This window comes from Streptomyces sp. NPDC086519 (genome assembly GCF_040686075.1).
GTDB lineage: Bacteria > Actinomycetota > Actinomycetes > Streptomycetales > Streptomycetaceae > Streptomyces > Streptomyces shenzhenensis.
In genome coordinates, this window is the sequence record NZ_JBFBJL010000029.1 from 1 (window position 1) to 17,427 (window position 17,427).

General features: G+C 70.7%; 11 protein-coding genes. 5 read left to right on the forward strand and 6 right to left on the reverse strand.

Annotation, left to right across the window (positions count from 1 at the left end):
• Window positions 1-153: 153 nt before the first annotated feature.
• Window positions 154-561 carry a hypothetical protein gene (locus tag AB0P24_RS26165; protein WP_365797969.1) on the reverse strand — a complete coding sequence of 136 codons (408 nt, stop codon included), beginning with the start codon at window positions 559-561 and terminating at the stop codon, window positions 154-156.
• Window positions 562-714: 153 nt separating this feature from the next.
• On the opposite strand from AB0P24_RS26165, the gene AB0P24_RS26170 reads away from it, so the two are divergent.
• Both AB0P24_RS26170 and AB0P24_RS26175 read left to right on the forward strand, forming a co-directional pair.
• Window positions 715-2,643: a hypothetical protein gene (locus AB0P24_RS26170; RefSeq protein ID WP_365797971.1), complete on the forward strand. Its 1,929-nt coding sequence runs from the start codon at window positions 715-717 to the stop codon at window positions 2,641-2,643.
• Between the two features lie 347 nt (window positions 2,644-2,990).
• A complete protein-coding gene (locus tag AB0P24_RS26175; RefSeq protein ID WP_365797973.1) occupies window positions 2,991-3,680 on the forward strand; it encodes a TetR/AcrR family transcriptional regulator in 690 nt (229 codons plus the stop codon).
• 85 nt (window positions 3,681-3,765) lie between these two features.
• Here the strand turns inward: AB0P24_RS26175 and AB0P24_RS26180 are convergent, their stop codons facing one another.
• From AB0P24_RS26180 to pulA, 3 genes are all read right to left on the reverse strand, one after another.
• A complete protein-coding gene (locus tag AB0P24_RS26180; RefSeq protein WP_365797975.1) occupies window positions 3,766-4,131 on the reverse strand; it encodes an isomerase in 366 nt (121 codons plus the stop codon).
• A gap of 34 nt (window positions 4,132-4,165) precedes the next feature.
• Window positions 4,166-5,788: a fused response regulator/phosphatase gene (locus AB0P24_RS26185; protein ID WP_365797977.1), complete on the reverse strand. Its 1,623-nt coding sequence runs from the start codon at window positions 5,786-5,788 to the stop codon at window positions 4,166-4,168.
• 72 nt (window positions 5,789-5,860) lie between these two features.
• Window positions 5,861-11,227, reverse strand: a complete 5,367-nt coding sequence (pulA, locus tag AB0P24_RS26190) for a pullulanase-type alpha-1,6-glucosidase (RefSeq protein WP_365797979.1) — start codon at window positions 11,225-11,227, stop codon at window positions 5,861-5,863.
• Window positions 11,228-11,416: 189 nt separating this feature from the next.
• Here pulA and AB0P24_RS26195 point away from each other — a divergent pair, with 189 nt between their 5' ends.
• Window positions 11,417-13,489, forward strand: coding sequence for a carbohydrate-binding module family 20 domain-containing protein (locus tag AB0P24_RS26195; RefSeq protein WP_365797981.1), 2,073 nt, complete (start codon window positions 11,417-11,419; stop codon window positions 13,487-13,489).
• 136 nt (window positions 13,490-13,625) lie between these two features.
• On the forward strand, window positions 13,626-14,228 hold the full coding sequence (locus AB0P24_RS26200) for a DUF4232 domain-containing protein (protein ID WP_365797983.1): 603 nt from the start codon (window positions 13,626-13,628) through the stop codon (window positions 14,226-14,228).
• Between the two features lie 25 nt (window positions 14,229-14,253).
• Here the strand turns inward: AB0P24_RS26200 and AB0P24_RS26205 are convergent, their stop codons facing one another.
• A complete protein-coding gene (locus AB0P24_RS26205) occupies window positions 14,254-15,039 on the reverse strand; it encodes a glucose 1-dehydrogenase (RefSeq protein WP_365797985.1) in 786 nt (261 codons plus the stop codon).
• An 86-nt stretch (window positions 15,040-15,125) separates the two neighbouring features.
• On the opposite strand from AB0P24_RS26205, the gene AB0P24_RS26210 reads away from it, so the two are divergent.
• Window positions 15,126-15,989, forward strand: a complete 864-nt coding sequence (locus AB0P24_RS26210) for a helix-turn-helix transcriptional regulator (RefSeq protein WP_365797987.1) — start codon at window positions 15,126-15,128, stop codon at window positions 15,987-15,989.
• On the opposite strand, the gene AB0P24_RS26215 is transcribed toward AB0P24_RS26210, so the two are convergent.
• Entirely contained in the window at window positions 15,965-17,338 is a 1,374-nt protein-coding gene (locus tag AB0P24_RS26215) for an alpha-amylase family protein (protein ID WP_365797989.1), read from the reverse strand. The two genes, AB0P24_RS26210 and AB0P24_RS26215, sit on opposite strands and share 25 nt — an antisense overlap.
• Between the last annotated feature and the right edge of the window lie 89 nt (window positions 17,339-17,427).

A 17,427-nucleotide genomic window follows, 5' to 3' on the forward strand; every position in this document is an offset into this window, starting at 1 on the left:
TCTGCGTCGATCCCATCGATCGGCTGAATTCCATGACCAGTCCGCATGACGATCATATTTTCATATAACTAAGGCCATCGGAGGGCGACTTGGCACCACCGCCCGCTTCCGTATGTGCCTCGGACCTCAGCCTGGACTTCGGCGGAGCGGACCTCAGCTGGTGTGCTTGCTGTGGTCGACCCCGATCTCCTCCTCGCCGCCCAGCGTGGTCTGCAGCGCCTTGACGACCTTGTCGGTGCCGACGGCGACCCACTTGCGGCCGACGAGGTAGAAACCGCCGTAGTCCTTCGCGTCGTTGATCCACTCGCGCTGGCCGCGGTCGGTGGCGAAGGTGGCGAAGACGAACTTGCCGGCGGAGACCTTGCAGATGGCCTGGCGGACTTCGTCGGAGTCGATCTGCATGTCCGGGGTGCACTTCACCTTGGCGGCCAGGCTCTCCAGGCTGCCGGTCGCGGTGACCGGGATCCCGGCCTCCGCCTTGCCGTCTCCGGATCCACAGCCCGCCAGCGCCAGTACGGCCACGGCGCCGGCCACGGCGAGCATCGGTCGGGTCAACCTCATCTGTTCCTCCGGTCGCATTGCCGGCCCCGGGTGCCTTCAGGGGGCCCGTCCCCTTCGATACGGCTGCGGGCCGCGAAGCACTCACGCCGTGCGGACACCGCGGTGTCACCTGTGCGGCGGTGACCAACCAACGGGTCGCTCGTTCTTCAGGACGTGCAGCCACAGGATGTAGCCCAGCGTCACGCAGCCGCCTCCACCGGAGCCCCGCATCCGGCCGTCGACGTCGAGCAGGCCGAGGCCGCGCTCGTCGAACACTACCCACGGCTGGTCCGGCTCGCCTACCTGGTACTGCCGTCGGGCCTCGCGCGCGGCCGCCGCGTCCTGACCGCGCACTCCCTGGTCCAGCGGGCCCTGCCCCGGGGCCGCCGGCAGGTCCCGGTGATCCCGGCCCAGCCGGACGGGCGGAAGACCGACCCCGGGTACTCCCTCGTCCGCCTCGAAGTGGTGCGTACGGCACTGGAGGCGGGCCGGCCGCTGCGGCTCACCGCGTGGCCCACGCGCGCCCAGCTGCCGCCGCTGCTGCCCCAGGTGTGGGGCCTCAGGCTCTTCCCGCGCTCCGGCGGCGCCGACGAACTCGCCCTGGACCAGCGGCTCGCCGCCCTCTCCGGTGCGGCCCGCGCCGCCTACGCGCTGCGCGGCCTCGAACAGCTTCCCGACGGCGACGTCCGCGAGATCCTCCGGGCGGTCGGCGTCGAGCACCCCGAGGGCGCGCTCGCCGAGGCCAACGGCGTCCCGGCGGAGTACCCGCTGCTCGACTCCCCCGAGTTCGACCCCTGTTCCCTACAGGCCCGGCCCACGGATCTGATGCGCCGCCGCCGGCACACCAAGGCCGCGCTCGCCGCCGCCGCCGCCCTCGCGGTGTGCGGGGCGCTGGTCGCGCTGCCGGCCGGCGGCTGGGGCGCCGACGGCGCGGCCGCCCCGGTGTACGCGCAGAACCCGGCCGCCCGGGCCGCCCTGGACCCGGCCCAGCTGACGAAGGTCCCGGCGACCGTCTGGAAGACCGCCGCGCGCACCGACTTCTCCGTCTGGCCGGCCCGCGGCGCCCTCACCGGCGACACCGCGCTGCTGCGCCGCGCCCTCGCCGTCTGGGCCCGCCCCGGCGCCACCGTCCGCGTCTCGGCGACCCCCGGCACCCAGACCGGCGGCCCGGCGGGACCACCCCAGCTGCTCTACGCGGGCGTGGTCGACAGCGCCCGGGTGGTGATCCTCTACGACGGCCTGCGCATCGCCCGCTACGCCGAACCGAAGGACGGCACCCGGGGCGCGGCCCTGGACCTCGCCCGTGCCGACGGCGCGACCGGCGCGGCGGCGAGCGCCCTGGTCCTCGGCCGCGCAGACGACAACGTCCGCTATCTGACGGCTCCCTGGGTGACCGGGGCGGCCGAGCGGGACCTGATGAAGCCGACCGCGGGGGCGATGGACCTCGGGCTGACCGACGGGGTGACCGGGCCGCTGGCCAGTTCCGCGCTGCGACCGGGGGCGTGCACGTCCTGGAACGTGCTCCAGCTGACCGACGCGCAGGGTGTGCACCTCGCGACCGACCTGGGCGAACTGGTGCCGGCCCGGCTCACCGCGGGGCGGCCCGGCGAGAGCGGTGAGGCCTCCGGCGCGCAGGGGCTGCGCGACTGGGCGCCGTTCGCCTGCTCGCTGGTCGCGGAGCAGTCGGCCGGGGTGCGCAGCGTCAACGCGTGGGCGTTCGCCGAGCAGCGGCTGCCGGACGCCGGCGGCACCGGGTCGTGGGTGTGCACGCGCGCCGAGACCTGGCGGGGTGACGGGACCGTGTCGCTGGCCCAGTTCCGGACGCCGGGCAGCCGGTACGGGGCGGTCGCGGCGAAGGGGGCCGATGTGACGGCCTGCGGTCCGCGCGATCCGCACGTGCTGGCCGGGGTGTTGTGGAAGTCCGGGGGCGGCCGGTGGTACCTGCTGGCCGCGGGCGGCCACGACACCGCGTCGGTCCGGGCGACCGGCGGGGTCACGGCGTCGGCACAGGGGACGCAGTTGGTGGCGGCGGCGAAGCAGGGTGCACAGGCCGAGTTGACGGGCACCCTGGAGGACGGGCGGGAGATCAGCGGGTTGCGGTGAGCCCGGCACCGCCGAGACCCGCCGCCGGGACTGAGAGCCGTGGCGGGTCCCCGAGGGCGCGGTGGTGTGCCGCTGTGACCCGAGCCACTGACGGTGACACCGAAGGAGAGATTTCCGGCCATCCGCCTCAAGCCTTTGGCGCCGGGCGCGGAGACGGGCGGAACCCCCGTACTCAAGCTGGAACCCGGGTGCAGCGGGGCGGCGTTGACGGTTCGGGCACGGAGCGTGCCGACTCGATGGTGACCTGTGTGTCCCGGGCGCGAAATGGGAGAATTTGTGCTGGATCTGTGAACACTCGTGAAGGGTCAGGTCCGTGGGAGGCCGGATCCGATCGGTAAGGTGTCCACATGACAACCGGGGTACGCCGCAGGATGGGAGTCGAGGAGCGGCGGCAGCAGTTGATCGGCGTCGCCCTCGAACTGTTCAGCCGTCGCTCGCCCGACGAGGTCTCCATCGACGAGATAGCCTCGGCCGCCGGTATCTCGCGGCCGCTCGTCTATCACTACTTCCCCGGCAAACTCAGCCTGTACGAGGCCGCGTTGAAGCGTGCCTCGGAGGATCTCGCGGGCCGTTTCGACGAACCCCACGAGGGCCCGCTCGGGGCCAGGCTGCTGCGTGTGATGCGCCGTTTCTTCGACTTCGTCGACGAACACGGGCCCGGCTTCGCCGCGTTGATGCGCGGCGGCCCGGCGGTCGGCTCCTCGGCGACCAACGCGCTGATCGACTCCGTACGGCAGGCCGCCTACGAGCAGATCCTCTCCCACCTCGGCATCACCGAGGCCCCGGCCCGTCTCGAACTGGTCGTCCGCTCCTGGATCTCGCTCGCCGAGTCGACGGCACTGATCTGGCTGGACGGGCGGCGCATTCCCCGCGGGGAACTGGAGATCCAGCTCGTCCACGACTTCGCCGCGCTGACGGCGGTCAGCGCGGCGTACGACGCGGAGATGACGGCGCTGGTCCGGCGGGTGGTCCAGGACGAACCGACCGACGGCCCGTTCGCCGACCTGGCCGCCCGGCTGATCGCTTTGGCGGGCTGAACCACAGCGCGCCCCACAGGGGCGCGGGGAACTGCGCGAGCGACCACGACGGCGCGACAGCCGAACGACGACCGCAGAAAGCGACCTAGCCCTCGTACTTCCGGTACGAAGGATCCAGGTCCCGTACCTCGGCAGAGACATGCAGGGTGATCCCGTCCACCGGCGTCACATGGCTGCGGACCAGTTCCAGCACGGCCTCCGTGAGCTTCGCCTTCGTCTCCTCGGTGCGTCCGGCGAGCAGCCCGATGGTCACATGCACCAGGGCGTCGCTCTGGTCCATGGCGTTGTACCCGTACGCGGAGTACCCGTCGCGGAACATGGTCTTGCAGGCCTTGGGCTCGGCGGCGGCGATCTCGACGACGGCCTCGTGCAGCGCCCGTACGAAACCGGCCGTGTCGAAGGCGCCCTCGTCGGTCAGCACAGCGGTGTAGTCGACGGTGATCTGCGGCATCAGCACTCCTGTTCTACGGCTACTGGGGCTCAGCCTAGTTCGCCAGGCTCAGCGCCAGCAGGGCGACGTCGTCCTCGCGGTCGCGGCCGAAGCAGGCGAGGAGGGTGTCGCACAGGGCCTCCAGGCCGGGCAGGGCGCCGCCGGCCGCGGCCCTGAGGTGTTCCATCGAGACCGCGAGGTCGGTGCCGCGGGTCTCGATCAGGCCGTCGGTGACCATGAGGAGCCGGTCGGTGGGTGCGAGGACCAGCTCGGTGGGCGGCGGATGGGGCAGGCCCACCCCGAGCAGCGGACCGGACGCCTTGACGTACTCGGCGCTGCCGTCGTCGCCCAGTATCAGCGGCGGGATGTGGCCGGCGTTGGCGATGCGGGTGCGCCCGGTCGCCGGGTCGATCAGGGCCAGGCACACGGTGGCCGTGACATCGGCGTGGTAGTGCTGGAGCACCTGGTCGAGCCGTTCGGCGAGGGCGGCCGGGTCGCTCTCGGTGAGGCAGTAGGCGCGCAGCGCGTGCCGCAGTTCGACCATGACGGTGGCCGCGTCCAGCGAGTGCCCCACGACGTCCCCGACCGCGGTGAGCACTTCGTCGCGGACCCGCAGCGCGGCGTAGAAGTCGCCGCCGATCTCCGTCTGCTGGGAGGCCGGCTCGTAGCGCACCGCTATGTCGACGCCCGGCAGCTCGGGCAGCTGGTGCGGGCGGGGCAGGAAACTGTGCTGGAGGGTGAGCGCGACATGCCGCTCCACCTGGTACATGAGCAGGGGCTCGGCGGCGAGCGCGGTGGCCTGGGCGAGCTGGGCCAGCAGTGCCTCGCCCTCGGGGCTGACCCGGCGCAGCCCGCGGGTGGGCGTGGCCAGGCAGACCGGCGCCTTGCCGTCCTGGGTGAGGACCAGCGCCAGCCGGGCGTCGTGCTGCACTCCGGGCCGGAAGAACCCGGCGGGCCACTGCGGCGACGGCACGGTGGTGATCTGCACGTCGGACCGCCCTCGGGTGAGCCGCCGCAGCAGGTCGCGCACGGTCCGGTGGGCGTCCTCGCCGGGCAGCGCGAGGGAGGTGCGCTCCCGGTACAGGCCCCGGTACAGCTCGTCGTCCTGGTCGAGGACGAAGACGGCGGCGGGGCAGCCGAGGAGCCGGGCCGCGCCGTCCGCCGCGGCGTCGGCGAGTTCGCGCAGTGAGCGGGCCGCCTGGATGGTGACGATGGTCTCCGACAGCAGCCGCAGCCGCCGTACCAGCGCCTGGTCGTCGGCGCGCAGCCGGGCGGCGCGCACCGCGGCCCGGACCGCGGCCTCGATGTCCTCCGGCTCGGCGGGCACCGTCAGATACGCCTCGGCCCCCGAGTCCAGCCCCGGGCAGCGGTCCGCGGGTACGACGGAGAGCGCGGAGAAGTGCACGACGGGCAGACCGGCCATGTGCGGCCGCTCCTTGAGCCGGCGGCACAGCTCGAAGCCGCTCATGTCCGGCAGGTGCACGTCGATGAGGGCCACATCGGGCAGATTGCCCTTGCGCCGCCGTACGTCGAGTTCGCCGAGTGCCTCGCGGCCGCCGGTCACCGCGACGACCTCGTGGCCGGCCCGGCGCAGTACGGTGCCGATCGCGTAGCGGCTCGCGGCGGTGGCGTCCACGACCAGCACGGTCGTGTCTGTCAGCTTGCCGTTGACGTCCATTCTCCAGCCCCTGGACAACAGCGGTGGGGCAGTGCCCGGTGCCAGGCCTGCCCCACCACAGTAAGGCCACGGTCACGTGGTCCGGGAGAACACCGCCACCGTGCGCCCCGGAACCACGAACGTACCCGTTTCCCGCTCGTAAGATGCGGACCTGACGACGGAGTCCGCGCCCGACGCCTGCACCGGGTGCAGCCGGTAGCCGGTTCCGGCCAGGGCGCTCACCCGCTGCTCCTGCCGCTCGGGGCTCGCGTTGAACACGACGACGAGGTCACCGAGTTCCATGGTGATCACGCCGGGTGTCTCGTCCTTGCCGGACAGCGGGAAGGAGAGCTTCGACTGCACCTGCGCGGCCGTGCCGAGCGAGAACGCCTTGTCGGTCGTCCTGATCCTCAGCAGGTCCCGGTAGGCGGCCGAGGCCCCGTCGATCTGCGCGCACCCGACCTGCACCGAGGTCAGCAGCGGCTTGGCGTAGGACCACTTGGACCGGTTGTCGGCGGCCATGGGCAGCCCGCGCCCGAAGCCGTTGCCGTCGGCGCAGTTCCAGTGGATGGCGTTGAACCAGTCGCCGCTGTCGAAGGAGTTGCGGTCCAGGGACTTGGAGCGCAGCAGGTCGGTGCCGGCCTGGGAGAGCGACGGTCCCTGCGAGAGGGCGGCCGTGGCCATCGCCAGGACCTGCATGCGGGCCCGGTCGGAGGCGGAGGTGCCGGCCGGCAGCTTGTACGTCAGCGCGTCGAACAGCGACTCGTTGTCGTGCGCGTCGACGTAGGCGAGGGCGTCGCCGGGCGCGTCCGCGTATCCGGCGGGCGAGCCGTTGTAGTCGACCTCGGCGCCGGTGACCTCCTTGCCGCCGGTGTCGGTGAACCGGTACGTGGCGAGGTTGCCGGTCAGGCCGACCTTGATCAGGTCCTGGTAGTGGAGCAGCCGGGCCTTCTGCTCGGCCGGGGTGCCGTTGGCGGTGGCGGAGTTGGGGTCGGTGTACAGGCCGGACGCGAAGCCCTGGATGCCGGGGTCGTCGTCGAAGGGGCTGCCGCCGCGTACGGCGTCCCGGGCGCGGTCGGAGAAGGTGGCGATGCCGGTGCCGGCCATGTTCTGCTGCGTGGCCTGCACGAACCGGGCGTCGTTGGCGACCTCCCCGAAGTTCCAGCCCTCCCCGTACAGGATGATCTTCTTGCCGTCGACGCCGTCCTTCTTCGGGGTCAGCGCGTCCAGGGCCTTGCGGACCGCGAGGATGTTGGCCTTCGGGTGGTGGCCCATCAGGTCGAAACGGAAGCCGTCGACCTTGTACTCCTTCGCCCAGGTGACGATCGAGTCGACCACCAGCTTGCCCATCATGGCGTTCTCGGGCGCGGTGTTGGCGCAGCAGGTGCTGTTGGCGACGCTGCCGTCGGCGAGCAGCCGCTGGTAGTAGCCGGGCACGATCCGGTCGAGGACGGAGGTGTCCGCCTGGCCGCCGGCCGCCGTGTGGTTGTAGACGACGTCCATGACGACCCTGAGTCCGTCCTGGTTGAGCGACTGCACCATCTTCCGGAACTGGACGGTACGCGCGGTACCGTCCGGGTCGGTGGCGTACGACCCCTCGGGGACCGTGAAGTGGTACGGGTCGTAACCCCAGTTGTAGGCGTCGGTGGCGGCGGTCCTCGCCACGCACGCCTGCTGCTGGTCGGAGTCGGCCGGGTAGGAGGCGAGGTCGCAGCCGGGGCTCGTCCGGTCGGCCCTCTTCTCGGGCACGGTGGCGAAGTCGAAGACCGGGAGCAGGTGGACGTACGAGGTCCCGGCCCTGGCGAGCGCCCTGAGGTGCCGGGAGCCGTCGCTGTTCTTGTCGGTGAAGGCGAGGTACGTGCCCCTCAGCGCGGCCGGGACGGTGGAGTCCGCCACCGAGAAGTCCCGGACGTGCAGCTCCTGGATCTGGGCGTCCTTCATCGGTACGGCCTTGGGCTTGGTGTACGTGGACCAGTCCTTCGGGGCGAGGGACCGGTCGTTCAGGTCGACGACGAGGCTGCGCTCGGAGTCGGCGGTGAGGGCGACCGAGTAGGGGTCGGTGACCTTGTTGGTGACGATCTTCCCGACGCTGGGCGCCCACACCTTCACGACGTACCGGTAGGGCTTGTTCCGCCAGGACGTGGGGCCGGTGACGGACCAGACGCCGGTGGCGGCGTCGCGGCGCATCGTCTTCAGCGAGCCGTCGAGTTCGAGGGCGACGCTCTGCGCGGTCGGCGCCCACACCGAGAGCGTGGGCTTTCCGTGGTGGAAGACCGGGCCGAGGTCCGCCGTCGTGGCCTTGGCGTACACGTCGTCGAGCACCCCGGCGAGCTGTACGCCGGTCGCCGCCAGCACCGCGCCGTCGGCGGCCCGCTGGGAGGCGACGAGCTGTCCGCCGAGCGCCTCGCGCACCCGGTCCCGGTCGCGCGGGTCGACCGACCAGGCCGTGTAGTCCTTCAGATACGGGAACCTGGCCTTCTGCGCGTCGGTGAGGGTGGTCTTCGTCAGCCGCAGCCACCGCTCGTCGTCGCTGGTCAGCGTCCCGTCCTTGACGGCGATCGAACCGTCGTGGGAGTAGACCAGCTGGCTGGAGACCGCGCCGTCGGCGCCGTCCCAGGCGACCGTGTCCCGGTCGATCCAGACCGCCTTGGAGGTGGACAGGTCGAGGGCCGCCGCGCTGCCCGCGGGCTGCGGGAGCAGGTGCTTCTCCTGGCCGTTCAACAGCCACACCTCGTAGCCGTCGGACGTGAGGGCGAGGGACTGGTCTGCGGAGAGGTCCTTCTCGTCGCCCTTGTGGATGATGTAGCTGAGGCTGGTGGCACCCTCGGTGAGCGGCACCTCGAAGACCGCGCCATAGGAGTCAGTCTTCACCGGCTTCAGCGGGTTCGACCAGTCGGTGGGGTTCGCGGCGCCCGTCCAGACGTGCAGGCCCCAGCCGTCGTAGTCCCCGTCGGCGCGGTGGTAGTGGATGACCGCCTTGGTGGTGTCCTGGGCCGGGTAGCCGGGCTTGGTCGTGAGGACGTCCGTCTTCCCCTGCTCGATCCAGACCTCACCCGTCTTGGTGACGTCGATGGAGCGGTCGGCGGAGACGTCCTTGTCGCCGTTCTTGTCGACGACGAGGAAGCCGACGTTCGTGGCCCCCGGCTTCAGCTTGACGTAGGCGAAGGCGCCGTACGCGTCCCGGCCGGTGAAGGGGTGGCCGGCGGGCCAGGTGGTCGCCTCGCCGTCGGCGAGGTCGCCCCAGGCGTACAGGCCCCAGTTGTCGTAGTCGCCGTCGGTGCGCTGGTAGTGGACGACCGCGTAGTCACGGGAGGAGGCGACGGGGGGCCCGGCGACGGGCGGGGTGCCGCTGGTGGTCTCGGCGAGCGCGCTGCTCGTGTGCCCGGCGGAGTCGATCACGACCGCCTTGTAGCGCAGGGCGGTGCCGGCCGGGACGTCCTTGGCGATGGTCTGGGTGACCTTGTAGGGGGCGTGGTCGGCGGAGCCGAGGGTGGTCCACCTGCCGTTGCCGGTCTGGGCCGCGAAGACGACGCGGTCGAGCTGTCCGCCGGTGACGTCCGCGGTGAGGTCGACGGTGCCGGTGGCGCCGGCGGACGGGGCCCGGAGGGTGATCGTGGGTGCGGTGGCGGGCTGGGCGAGGGGGCCGGCCGCCTTGTAGACGACGGCGGACTCGGCGGGGACGGTGACGGTCAGCTCGGCCGAGCCGTCGGAGGTGAGGGTGCCGTCCGTGCCGTGGATGGCCCGGTAGCGCATGCCGGCGGAGCCGGTGGCGAAGGTCGCGGTCCGCGCCGTGTCGGCGTTGTTGAAGGCGACGACGTACTCCTGGCCGGTCCGGGCGTCCGTCCGGGTGAACGCGTAAATACCGGCGCCGTCGGCCGCGTACCGCTCGGTCTGGACGCCGTCGGCCAGGGCCGGGTTGTCCTTGCGGAGTTTGCCGAGAGCACTGATCTGCCGGTAGAGCGGCGCACTCGTGTCGTAGGAGTCGCCGGCGGCGGTGCGGTCGGTGCCGATCTCGTCGTCGTCCAGGTAGTCGGCGACCTTGGACGCGAACATCGTCTGCCGGGCGTCCTTGTCCCCGCCGGAGCCGGTGAAGCCCTGCTCGTCGCCGTAGTAGACGACCGGGTTGCCCCGGCTGAGGAACATCACCTCGTTCGCGAGCCTGTCCTTGGCGAGCAGTTCGGCGTCCGTGGCCTTCGGGTTGTCCTGCTTGAGGAAGTACCCGATCCGGCCCATGTCGTGGTTGCCGAGGAAGGTGACCTGCTCATAGGCGTTCGCCTTGTCGGTCGTGTACTTGTAGTCGTCGGCGAAGACACTCGACAGTTTCTGCGCGCTGCCGCCCTGGGAGGCGTAGGAGCGGGCCGCGTCCTGGAAGGGGAAGTCGAGGGTCGCGTCCAGCCGCCCCTGGGTGACGTACGGGGAGGTGACGGAGGTGTCCGCGGAGTACGTCTCGCCGAACATGAAGAAGTTCCTGCGGCCGTGCCGCGCCGCGTACGTGTCCAGCGCGGTCGCCCACTGGGTCCAGAAGTCCATGTCGACGTTCTTGACGGTGTCGATCCGGAAGCCGTCGATGGCGAAGTCCTTCACCCACCGCTGGTAGATCTTCTCCATGCCGTGCACGACCTCGGGCCGCTCGGTCCACAGGTCGTCCAGGCCGGAGAAGTCGCCGTAGGTCGCGGACTCGCCGGCGAACGTGGAGTCCCCCCGGTTGTGGTACATCGTCGGGTCGTTGAGCCACGACGGCACCTTGCCGGCGCTCGTCACGGTGGGCGTCCGCGGGAAGGAGGCGCTGGTGACGGCCGGGAACTTCTTCTTCCCGTCCGCGTAGTCGGCGTCGTCGAAGGGCCGCCCGTCCTTGGTCAGGTAGGGGAAGGCGCCCTTGGAGAGGTAGTCGTAGGACTTCTCCGCGTAGTCCACGACGTCGGCGGTGTGATTGGTGATGACGTCGAAGAAGACCTTCATCCCCTTGGCGTGCGCCTTCGAGATGAGGGTCTGGAGGTCCTTGTTGGTCCCGAAGTGCGGGTCGACCTGGGTGAAGTCGGTGATCCAGTAACCGTGGTAGCCGGCCGAGGCGTTGCTTCCGGTCCCCTGCACGGGCTTGTTCTTGAAGATGGGGGCCATCCAGATGGCGGTGGTGCCGAGCCCCTTGATGTAGTCGAGCCGCTTGGTCAGGCCCTTGAGGTCGCCGCCCTGGTAGAAGCCCTTGTCGGTGGGGTCGTAGCCGGTGGAGAGGCGGGAGCCGGTGAGGCCGCCCTTGTCGTTGCCGGTGTCGCCGTTGGCGAAACGGTCCGGCATGACGAAGTAGAACTGCTCGCGGGTGTCGTCGTGGCGGGCGGGCGCGGCGGCGAGCTTCGCGTCGGAAGGTGGTGCGGGCGGGGCGGCGGCGTGTGCGGCGAGGGGCTGCACCAGCGCGGCGGCGAGGGCGGCGACGGCGACCGCCGCGACCCGTCTGACATGTATCACCGGCATGAACTCCTAGCGATAGCTGCTCTCTTGGGTCCGACCCCGCGCGACCGTATCGCTAACGAAAGGTTTACAGCAAGAGGCTTGAAACTCACAGCAAGAACTTTCACGAGGCGTATTGACGCGCTGTCTCAACTGGCCCACTCTCCAGGGTTGTTGAAACCTGCCCCTCTCGTTTCGGAGCCGCACATGACCGGACACCGACCCCCGGGTGTCTTCAGACGCACGGCCGTCGCGATCGCCGCGGGCGCCCTGGCACTCGCGGGCGTGATCGCCCTGCCGGCCACCGCCGCGCAGGCGGACACCACCGCCAAGGGCGATGTGATCGCCAACCTCTGGGAATGGAACTGGAACTCGATCGCGTCCGAGTGCACCAACGTGCTCGGCCCGGCCGGGTACGGCGCGGTGCAGGTCGCCCCGCCCTCCGAGTCCCTCAAGCAGTCCAACTACTACTGGTGGGACGTCTACCAGCCCTACTCGTACACCCTGAACAGCCGCTTCGGGACGGCCACCCAGTTCGCCTCGATGGTCACCGCGTGCCACGCCGCGGGCGTGAAGGTCTACACCGACGCGGTGATCAACCACACGGCCGCCCAGACCGGCACCGGTTACGCCGGCACCACCCTCACCAGCAAGTACGACACCCCGGACTGGGACCCGAGCGACTACCACACCTCAGCCGACTGCCCCACCTCCGACCTGACCGTCCAGGACTACTCGAACCTCACCCAGGTCCAGAACTGCGAACTGCTGGGCCTGCCCGACCTCAAGACCGGCGCCGACAACGTCCGTTCGGGCCTCGCGGCCTTCCTCAACAAGCAGATCGCGCTGGGCGTCGACGGCTTCCGCGTCGACTCGGCCAAGCACATCCCGGCCGCCGACATGGCCGCCATCGTCGCCAAGCTGAACACCACGACGTCCGGTGCGGCGCCGTACGTCTTCGACGAGGTGTACCCGGGCTCGACCCCGCAGCCGAGCGACTACTACGGCTCCGGGGACGTCCTGGACTTCACCTACGCGAGCAAGATGAAGTCGGCCTTCCAGGGCAACGTCTCGGACCTGGAGTCGCTGTCCTCGTCCGGCATCCTGCCCGCCGCCAACTCGGTGTCCTTCGTGACCAACCACGACACCGAGCGCAACGGCCTGCACATGAGCTACAAGGACGGCGACAGCTACAAGCTCGCCAACCTCTTCGAACTCGCCTACAAGTGGTCGACACCGACCATCTACTCCAGCTGGCAGTGGACCCAGAGCGACCAGGCGCCGCCGAACTCCGCGGGCTTCGTCACCGACACGGACTGCTCCAACGGCTGGAACTGCCTCGACCGTGACACCGCCGTCGTCGGCATGGTCGCCTGGCACAACGCGGCCGGCGGCGCCGCCGTCTCCGACTGGTCGACCAAGTCGTCCTCCGTGATCGGCTTCGGCCGCAGCGGCGCCGGCTTCTTCGCCCTGAACAACGGCTCGTCGTCGGCGACCTACACCTTCGCGACGGGCATGGCCGACGGCACGTACTCCGACGTCGTCGACGGCGGCGCCACCACGGTCACCGTCTCCGGCGGCAACGCGAGCATCACGATCCCCGCGAAGGGCGCCGTCGCCTTCTACAACTCCTCCTACACCTGCACGGTCGGCTGCGACGGCGGCGGCAGCGGCGGCGGCTCGACCTCCACGGTGACCGCGACCTTCAACGAGTACGCGTCCACCACGAGCGGCACCACCGTCTACGTCGTCGGCTCCATCGACGCCCTGGGCGCCTGGGACACCTCGAAGGCGGTCCGGCTCTCGTCCACCGGGTACCCGATCTGGTCGGGCGCGGTGAACGTGCCGATCAACACGTCCTTCACCTACAAGTACATAAAGAAGGACAGCTCAGGCAACGTGACCTGGGAGTCCAACGCCAACAGAGCGGCGGCCGCCACCACTTCGGCGGTCTCCCTCGACAACTCCTGGAACGTGGCGAACGCCGACGCCACCGACGTGACGTTCAACGAGTACGCCACGACCGACTGGGGCACCAACGTCTACGTCGTCGGCTCCGTCGCCTCCCTCGGCTCCTGGAACACCAGCGACGCGATCCCGCTGTCGTCGGAGTCGTACCCGACGTGGAGCAAGCTCGTGATCGTCCCGAAGAGCACCGCCTTCACGTACAAGTACATCAAGAAGGACAGCTCCGGAAACGTGACGTGGGAGTCGGGCACGAACCGGTCGTACACGACCGGCACCTCGTCCGGCTACACGACGAGCGACACCTGGAAGTAAGAGCCTGGAAAGAGCGCCGCGGCCCCGGCGAACAAATCCGCAGCGCCGCGCATCCCACCTCGTGTACCGCACCGCAGGACGGCACGGGGCGCACACCGCGCCCCGTGCCGCAGGACACGAGTGGAGCGCCGTCGCCGTGAACGAAGAGCTGAACACCGGCATCACCGAGACCAATGCCCGGCCCGCGAGCAGGCACCGCACCAGGCGCGGGTACGGGCGCACCGCGCTCGCCGCGGCCGCCGTCGCAGGCCTCGGCCTCGTCTGGACGGGCACCGCGCAGGCCGCCACCCCGAGCACCGCCAAGGCCACGCCGACCTGCTCCGCCGCCGCGCTGAAGGCCACCTTCGGCCGGCAGCTCGCCGGCGGCATGAACCACCAGGGTGTCGTCATCAGGCTGCGCAACCTCAGCGGCCGGACGTGCGCGTTGCGCGGCTACCCCGGCCTGGGCCTGGAGAACTCCGCGCACAAGGCGATCACGACCCACACCCACTGGGGCGACACCTGGTACGCCAAGGACCCCGGCAAGAAGACCCTGGTCCTCAAGGACGGCCAGAGCGCCGAGGCCGTCGTCGCCTGGACCCACGCCAACACCGGCACCTCCGGCGCGGTGCACGCCTCCTACCTGGAGATCACCCCGCCCGCCTCGACCAAGCACAAGACGCTGGCGTTCCACCAGTGGGTCGACCACGGTGACCTCTCGGTCACCGCGCTGGCCGGCCACATCGACGTCACCGACTGACGTCCCGCGCCATGGACGGCGGCGCCTACGCCCCGGCCCCGCCGTCCACCTGCAGAATCGCGCCCGACACGAAGGAGGCCCGGTCGCTCAGGAGCCAGGCGGCGGCCTCGGCGATCTCCTCGGGGGCGGCCATGCGGCGCAGGGGCGACACGGACTTTATGTGGTCGATGACGCCGGGGGTGGCCGCCTCCCAGTCGCGGATCATCTCGGTGAGCGTGCCGCCGGGGGCGACGGCGTTGACGCGGATGCCCTCGGGGCCGTAGGTGACGGCGGTCGACTCGGTGAGGCTGTTGACGGCGCGCTTCAGGGCGCCGTAGACGGGCAGGACGGGGTTGGCGCGCAGGCTGCCGACGGAGGAGTTGTTGACGATGGCGCCGGTGCCCGCGGTGGCGCGGATGGCGGCGACCTCGGCGGTCATGGCCAGCCAGACGCCCTTGAGGTTGACGGCGGTGAGGTGGTCGAACTCGGCCTCGGGGAGTTCGTCCAGCGGGCCGGGGTGGTGCTGGCCGATCGCGCCGTTGTTGAAGGCGACGTCGAGGCGGCCGTACACCTCCACCGTGCGGTCCACGGCCGCGCGGACGCTCGCCGCGTCGGCCAGGTCGCAGACCACGTGGTCCGCGGTGCCGCCCGCCGCGCGGATCTCCTCGGTGACCGTCTTGAGCTGGGCCTCCGTGCGGGCCGCCAGCATGACCCGGGCGCCCTCGCGGGCGAAGAGCCGGGCGGCGGCCGCGCCGATGCCCCGTCCGGCGCCGCTGATGAAGGCGACCTTGCCGGTCAGCAGGCCCTGGTAGGTGATCGCAGTGTTTTCCATGGCTTCGAGCCTGGACCCGGACCCGCGGCTCATCCAGGCACCGGCGGTACCTGGATGGGGCCGGGCGCCGGGCGCACACTGAAGGCGTGGACAGGCAAGAACTCGCGGCGTTCCTGCGCAGCCGGCGTGAACGGATCTCCCCCGCCGAGGTGGGGCTGCCGCGCGGCCCGCGGCGCCGTACACCGGGACTGCGGCGCGAGGAGGTGGCGCAGCTGGCGTTCATCTCGGCCGAGTACTACACCCGGCTCGAACAGGCCCGTGGGCCGCGTCCGTCCCGCGAAGTGCTGGGCGGTCTGGCACGGGCACTGCGGCTGTCGGACGCCGAGCGCGGGCACCTCCATCACCTCGCCGGGGCTCCGCCGGGGCCGCCGCCCGGGCCCTCGCGCGAGGTGCGGCAGAGCCTCCTGGACCTGGTGCACCGGCTGCCGCAGGCCGCGGCCTTCGTGACGTCCGCGACCTTCGAGGTACTGGCCTGGAACGATCTCGCCGCCGCCCTCATGGAGGACTTCTCCGCCCTGCCGCCCCGCGACCGCAACCTGGTGCGCCGCGTCTTCCTCACCCCGCGCCCCGCGGGCAGCAGGCTGTACGGGGTGTCGGACGTGGACGTCTTCGCCCGGCACTCGGCGCGGCGGCTGCGGGCCGCCGCCGGCCGCTATCCCGACTCACCGGAGGTGACCGGGCTGGTGGCCGAACTCCTCGCCGGAAGCGAGGAGTTCCGCCGGCTGTGGGAGTCGCACGACGTGTCCGCCGAGCCCACCCTGTGCAAGACCTTCCTGCACCCGGTGGTGGGCCCGGTCACCGTCAACTGCGACGCCCTCGACATCACCGACCGGGACCAGCAGGTCGTGATCTACACCGCCACCCCGGGCTCACGGTCCGAGGAGGCGCTGCGGCTGCTGTCGGTGATCGGGACGCAGCGGATGGATCAGCAGGTCGACTTCCCGGCGTAGACCGCGAGGGCGGTGTTCGCGGCCAGGGTGGCGGTGAACTGGCCGCTCGCGTTCACCGTGACCGACGTGTTCGCCTGCACGTTGCAGTACGTCCCGGCCGGCAACGACGTCTGGTACGTCCGGGTCAGCGAGCCCGACTCGTGGTTGATGGCCACGTAGCCCTTCGCGCCCCGGCCGAAGGCGATCGCGTCCGCGCCGTCGTCCCACCAGTTCGTCACCGACTCGCCGCGCACCGCGTTGCGGAAGGCGACCATGCGGATGATCTCCGGCCAGGCGTGCTGGCATTTCCAGCCGTCCTGCCAACAGGCGTTCACGACACCGTTGTTGGGCGGCCCGGCGTCGGCGTCCGTCCACTCGTAGCCGGAGTTGATGTCCGGGGCGCCGTACGGGTAGGCGAGCATGAAGACGTTGGCCAGGGTGTAGTCGGCGCCGTCCTTGTAGTTGAGCGTCGAGCCGTTGCGCTCGGTGTCGTGGTTGTCGACGAAGACGCCGGCGACCGAACTGCTCAGGTAGCCCCAGCCCTCGCCGTAGTTCTTCAGATAGGCGAGGTTCTCGTTGTTGAAGACCCTCTTGAGGTCGTAGGCGTAGCGGAACTCCTGGACGTCCCCGTTGCCGGTGTACTCGGTCGGCTGGACGGCCTCGCCGGCGCCGTAGATGACCTCCTGCTTCCAGTACACGGACGGGTTGGTCAGCCGGGTCTTGATGTTGGCGAGGTCCTCGGCCGGGATGTGCTTGGCCGCGTCGATCCGGAAGCCGTCGACGCCGAGGCCGAGCAGGTCGTTCAGGTAGCCGGCGATGGTCTTGCGGACGTACTCCTCACCGGTGTCCAGGTCGGCGAGGCCGACGAGTTCGCAGTGCTGGACGTTCCAGCGGTCGGTGTAGTCGGAGACGAGGGAGGTGCAGTCGTCGAAGTCGTACGAGGAGTACAGGCCGGGGTAGTCGTACTTCGTGTACGACGAGCCGCCGGTGCCGGTGCCGCTGCCCGCCGACATGTGGTTGATGACGGTGTCGACGACCACCTTCACGCCCGCCGCGTGGCAGGTGTTCACCATGTTCTGGAAGGAGGCCCGGTCGCCGAGTCTGCCCGCGATCTTGTACGACACCGGCTGGTACGACGTCCACCACTGCGAGCCCTGTATGTGCTCGGCGGGCGGGGAGACCTGGACGTATCCGTAGCCCGCGGGGCCCAGGGTGGTGGTGCACTCCTTGGCGACCGAGCCGTAGTTCCACTCGAAGAGGACGGCGGTGACGTCCTTGGTGCCGGGCGGGGAGGCCGACGCGACGGACGGGGTCATGACAACGCTACAGGCGGCCAGCGCCAGTGCGGCGGAGAGGGTCTTACGTGCCATGTGGGGTTCCTTCGCCGTTGAAGGCTCTTGCTGAAAGGTTGCTGAAACCTTGCGGTTGCGCAGATGTTAAGGGCCCGCCACCCAGTTGG